Here is a 4,811-nt window from a genome sequence, read left to right as displayed (position 1 = left end):
CCATTCCTCCGCCGGGGCCCCCCCCCCCGCCTCGCGAGCCACCCACCCCAACGCCGCCCCGCCCGCCCTCCGGGCGGACGACGCGAGTTCGAAGACAGGCCCTAGTACTGGAGGTGACGGCCGAGGGCCGTACGGCGGAGTACCCGCTGCACGAGGTCGCGCTCCTCGACGAGTACTCCGGTACCGACGGCCACGTCTACGTGGCGCTCCCGACCGGCCGTCGGCAGATGGTCTCCGTCCCGCTGGACGGGAGGCCCGAGGCCGAGGTCCGGAAGTTCGTCGTCGAGGTGTTCAACGCCGCCGCCGACGCCAAGGCGGCCACGGCCGAACGCCAGGCGCTCGTGCCCCGGGCCGAGGCCGACCTGCGCGAAGCGGTCGAGGACACGGCCGACCAGGAGGAGGCCCGGCGCCGGCTCGCCGACGTGCTGGCCCGCCAGAAGGCGGACACGCGCATCCCCGGGGCCCGCCGCGAACTGGACGAGGCACGGGACCGGTGGCAGAGGCTCACCGGTCGGCGGCCGGTGTAGCCGGGCCGCCGCCCGTCAGGCCCGGTGCACGCCCTAGCCTTCGACGACCTGGACCTTGTCGGCCTGCATCCCCTTCTGGCCCTGGACCGCCTCGAACGTCACCCGCTGGCCCTCGACGAGGGACTTGAAGCCGGCCCCCTCGATCGACCTGAAGTGCACGAACAGGTCCGGGCCGGACTCCGGGGTGATGAACCCGTAGCCCTTCTCGTCGTTGAACCACTTCACGGTGCCGTTCTGGCGGTCGGCCATGTCCACTCCTTGCACAGGGATCACACTGACCGCGTCAGTCTCTCACGCAGCGGAGCCGCTCCGACGCGAAGCGCAGCGGCGGCCGCCGGGACGTTCGCGGTGACCGTGCCCCCGACCTCCGGTACGGCCTACTGGGTGGCGTCGCAGTCCTGACAGCGGCTCGTCGCGGAGCGCTGGGTGTTGCCCCCGGTGGCGTACAGCGGGTTGGAGTCGGAGAGCCGGCGCCACGCCCCCGGCGAGGGGTCGAGCACCCAGCCGTAGACCGGCGGTTCGACGTCGGCCGGGAGGATGTGGGGGCAGCCCGGCAGATGCGCCTTCCGGCTGGCGTGGACGATGATCGCCGACGGCGGCCAGCCGTCCCACTCGGCGCGGGGCGCGCCCTCGCGGGGCTGCGCCCGCGGGGCGCAGTCCGCGCAGTTGCTCAACTCGTGGCGGCAGTAGTCCATCGGTCCTCATCCCGTCCGGCTCGCGCCCGAGTCTACGGGTGCGCGAGTGGCGGATCGGCCTGCGGCGAGGCGGCGGGCCGTCCGCTCTGCCGACGGCTAAGTCGGGCCCAGGTAGGGGCCGGTCCTCACTACAGTCCCGTTCCATGACGATGGTCACCACGCGTACGGTCGAGTACCCGGCCGACGGAATGACGATGATCGGGCACCTCGCGCTGCCCGCCGGAACCGGCCGCCGGCCTGCGGTCCTGATCGGGCCCGAGGGGCCGGGCCTGAACGACTTCCAGCGCCGCCGGGCCGACGCCCTCGCCGAACTGGGCTACGTGGCACTGGCCTTCGACCTCCACGGCGGGCGCTGGATCAGCGACCCGCAGGAGATGCTGGCGCGGGTGATGCCGCTGCTCGACGACCCCGACCGGATGCGGGGCATCGGCCACGCGGCCCTCGACGTGCTGCTCGCCGAACCGCGGACCGACCCCGAGCGGATCGCCGCCATCGGCTACGGCACCGGGGGCGCGATCGCGCTGGAACTCGGGCGCGACGGCGTCGACCTGCGGGCGATCGGGACGGTCAACGGCCTGGTCACGGGCCGCCCGGGGGAGGCCGCCCGGATCCGCTGCCCGGTGTGGGCCGGGGTCGGGTCGGAGGACCCGATCATGCCGCCCGAGCGGCGGGACGCCTTCGCCGCCGAGATGCAGGCCGCGGGCGTCGACTGGCGCCTGGTGGTCTACGGCGGCGCCCAGCACGCCTTCCACCACCCGACGGTCGGCCACGCCGTGCTCCCCGGCGTCGCCCACCACCCGCAGCAGGCCCAGCGGGCCTGGCGCGACATCGTCGGCCTGCTCGACGAGTGCGTGCCCGTACAGGAGTGAGCCCCGGCCCCTGCCCGTCGACCGACCGGGTCGACGGGCAGGGGCGGGCACCGGGGCGGGGCCCCTTGCCGGCGGACGTCCTACAGGTGGACGTCGGAGACCTCGAAGGTCTGCACGGTACGGGCGTTGAAGTAGGACCAGAACCGGGTGCCGCGCATCACGGTGTCCGCGTGCTGCTGGTAGCGCTCACCGCCGGCGTCCGTCCCGGTGGCCCACCGTTCGACCAGGGCACCGTCCTGTCCGGGCCTGCCGAACCGGGAGAGGTCGAAGTTGATCCACTGTCCTTCCCCGTAGTTCACGGCGACGATGACCAGCTTGTGGTTCACGCTGTCGTAGGCCGCGACGGCGTCGGGGTGGCCCGCGTCGATGATCGTCATGCCGGGGCGGATGTGCCGCATGTACTGGGCGAGCAGGAAGTACTTCGGGTTGACCGCGCCGATCACCCCGTTGGTGAGGGTGATCGCCCCGTAGTTCTCCCAGTCGAGGATCTGCCAGATGACCCATGCCGTGGGGTGCAGCCAGCGCAGGTCGAAGTTGAGGTTCCGGGCGAGCTGGAGGCCGCTGGTGTCACCGTCGCCGTACTCGGACATCCAGATGTTCTTGCCGTCCGCCGCCACCATCTTGTACAGCGCGTCGCGGTCACCGTCGACGTCGTAGCCGTGGACGTTCACCCGTCCCACGGCCGCGCGGGTGGCGGCGTCGAAGTCGGGGTTGTCGTGCCAGTTGTACGCGGCGCTGCCGACGCCCCAGTCGTCGAGGCCCGCCACCATCATCCAGTGCAGGCCGCGCGCGTCCAGCTGGGTGCGGGTCTGCCGGATGATCTCGGCCAGTCGGGGCCGGTCGTAGTGGCAGCCCTCCTGTCCGCCGACGAAGTCCGGCGAATAGCCACCCCAGTTGGCCCCCGGCTCGTTGACCGGCTGGACGGAGGTGAAGTCGATGCCCCAGTGGTCGTGGGCGTACCGGGCCACCGTCGCCATGTACGCCGCGTGGCGGCCGAAGTTGTCGTCCCGCAGGTTGCAGCTCCAGCCGTCCGGCGCTCCGCGGGGGTCGTCGTTCTTCAGCATCCACCACATCGGCGAGTTGCTGAAGAGCTCGAACCTGTCGGCGCCGCGGTCCCGGGCCAGCCACATCATGTCGCGCTGGTGCGCGTCGGCGTTCCAGTTCCAGCTGGACGACTGCGGGTCCGCGGAGGCCCAGTCGAGCTGGTAGCCCTCGATCTGCTTGAAGCCGTCCAGTGTCGGACCGGGCTTCATCGTCCGGCCGCCGATGCTGTTCGTTCCCGAGCCGCCGACGTTGTAGCGGACCACGTTCATCCCCAGCCCGGGTACCGTCTGCCCCTGGAACCGGACGGTCTTCCGGCTGAACAGCACATCGGCCAGGTCCTCCCGGGGGCCGAGCTGGTTGGCCCACCAGGCCAGCGAGGTGCCCCACCCTTCCCAGGTCCCCCAGTTGGCCGACGGATTCACCGTCGTGGTGAAGTCGGCCCAGGCCGGTCGGGCGGCGGAGAGCACCGCCATCGCTCCGGCCGGCAGGCCCACCAGTCCACGCAGAACCGTACGACGTTCCATCAAATCCCCCTGAACGGAATCCGCGCGCCCGGATGTGGGGCGTGCGCGAAGCGCTCAGTCTGCACCACCGGCGAGAGGCGGAACCAGTGTGCTGTTGATCACTTCCCGGCCCTGTGGTTGCCGGTCTCACGGAGCTGTGGTGTCCCCGGATTCCGGGCCGAGGGGCTGGGTGAGCCGCAGGGCGGTGTCGATCAGCGGGACGTGGCTGAAGGCCTGGGGGAAGTTGCCGACCTGGCGCTTGAGGCGCGGGTCCCACTCCTCGGCGAGCAGGCCGACGTCGTTGCGGATCGACAGCAGGCGCTCGAACAGTTCGCGGGCCTCGTCGGTGCGGCCGATCAGGGCGAGGGCGTCGGCGAGCCAGAAGGAGCAGGCGAGGAAGGCGCCTTCGTCGCCCGGCAGGCCGTCCACTCCGCCGTCGGTGGGGTAGCGCAGGACGAAGCCGTCCTCGGTGGACAGTTCGCGCTGGATGGCCTCGATGGTGCCGATGACGCGCTTGTCGTCCGGGGGTAGGAAGCCGACCTGGGGGATCAGCAGCAGGGAGGCGTCGAGTTCGCGTGAGCCGTACGACTGGGTGAAGGTGTTGCGGTCCGGGTCGTAGCCGCGCTCGCAGACGTCGGCGTGGATGGTGTCGCGCAGCGCGCGCCACCGCTCCAACGGGCCCTGCTCGTCGGTCCGTTCCAGCAGTTCGATGGTGCGGTCGACGGCGACCCAGGCCATGACCTTGGAGTGGACGAAGTGGCGGCGGGGGCCGCGGACCTCCCAGATGCCCTCGTCGGGGTTCTGCCAGTGGTCCTCGAGGTAGTCGATCAGGCGCAGTTGGAGCTGGTGGGCGTGGTCGTTGCGGACGAGGCCGGTCATGTGGGCGAGGTGGAGGGCTTCGACGACCTCGCCGTAGACGTCGAGCTGGAGTTGTCCGGCGGCGCCGTTGCCGATGCGGACGGGCTGGGAGCCCTCGTAGCCGGGCAGCCAGTCCAGCGAGGACTCGGTGAGCTCGCGCTCGCCGGCGATGCCGTACATGATCTGGAGGTTCTCGGGGTCGCCGGCGACGGCGCGCAGCAGCCATTCGCGCCAGGCCTTGGCCTCGTCGCGGTAGCCGGTGCGCAGCAGGGAGGAGAGGGTGATGGCGGCGTCGCGCAGCCAGGTGTAGCGGTA

General features: G+C 71.6%; 6 protein-coding genes. 2 read left to right on the top strand and 4 right to left on the bottom strand.

Annotated features, from left to right (window positions below):
- Nucleotides 1–113: 113 nt before the first annotated feature.
- Nucleotides 114–527, top strand: coding sequence for a hypothetical protein (locus tag ACWDD9_RS43705; RefSeq protein WP_449814773.1), 414 nt, complete (start codon nucleotides 114–116; stop codon nucleotides 525–527).
- Nucleotides 528–560: 33 nt separating this feature from the next.
- Here the strand turns inward: ACWDD9_RS43705 and ACWDD9_RS43700 are convergent, their stop codons facing one another.
- Both ACWDD9_RS43700 and ACWDD9_RS43695 read right to left on the bottom strand, forming a co-directional pair.
- Nucleotides 561–776, bottom strand: coding sequence for a cold-shock protein (locus tag ACWDD9_RS43700; protein ID WP_049650536.1), 216 nt, complete (start codon nucleotides 774–776; stop codon nucleotides 561–563).
- Between the two features lie 128 nt (nucleotides 777–904).
- The gene (locus ACWDD9_RS43695) at nucleotides 905–1,222 is read right to left on the bottom strand and encodes a hypothetical protein (protein WP_449814772.1); all 318 of its coding nucleotides are present in this window, start codon (nucleotides 1,220–1,222) and stop codon (nucleotides 905–907) included.
- 143 nt (nucleotides 1,223–1,365) lie between these two features.
- Between ACWDD9_RS43695 and ACWDD9_RS43690 the strand changes: the two genes are divergently transcribed.
- The gene (locus ACWDD9_RS43690) at nucleotides 1,366–2,091 is read left to right on the top strand and encodes a dienelactone hydrolase family protein (protein ID WP_387977163.1); all 726 of its coding nucleotides are present in this window, start codon (nucleotides 1,366–1,368) and stop codon (nucleotides 2,089–2,091) included.
- A gap of 80 nt (nucleotides 2,092–2,171) precedes the next feature.
- On the opposite strand, the gene ACWDD9_RS43685 is transcribed toward ACWDD9_RS43690, so the two are convergent.
- Both ACWDD9_RS43685 and ACWDD9_RS43680 read right to left on the bottom strand, forming a co-directional pair.
- Nucleotides 2,172–3,659, bottom strand: a complete 1,488-nt coding sequence (locus ACWDD9_RS43685) for a glycoside hydrolase (protein WP_449814771.1) — start codon at nucleotides 3,657–3,659, stop codon at nucleotides 2,172–2,174.
- A gap of 126 nt (nucleotides 3,660–3,785) precedes the next feature.
- A partial coding sequence (locus ACWDD9_RS43680; RefSeq protein WP_449814770.1) for a glycoside hydrolase family 15 protein occupies nucleotides 3,786–4,811 on the bottom strand: 1,026 nt, incomplete at its 5' end.

The sequence above is a fragment of the Kitasatospora sp. NPDC001119 genome, assembly GCF_053598475.1.
The sequence above is the reverse complement of the archived record's forward strand: the minus strand, read 5'-3'. Positions and strand labels throughout refer to the sequence as shown.

What these genes read in the sequence shown, in the direction of transcription:
- ACWDD9_RS43685 (WP_449814771.1), bottom strand. Translation starts at nt 3,659, where the DNA reads ATGGAACGTCGTACGGTTCTGCGTGGACTGGTGGGCCTGCCGGCCGGA.
- ACWDD9_RS43695 (WP_449814772.1), bottom strand. Translation starts at nt 1,222, where the DNA reads ATGGACTACTGCCGCCACGAGTTGAGCAACTGCGCGGACTGCGCCCCG.
- ACWDD9_RS43690 (WP_387977163.1), top strand. Translation starts at nt 1,366, where the DNA reads ATGACGATGGTCACCACGCGTACGGTCGAGTACCCGGCCGACGGAATG.
- ACWDD9_RS43700 (WP_049650536.1), bottom strand. Translation starts at nt 776, where the DNA reads ATGGCCGACCGCCAGAACGGCACCGTGAAGTGGTTCAACGACGAGAAG.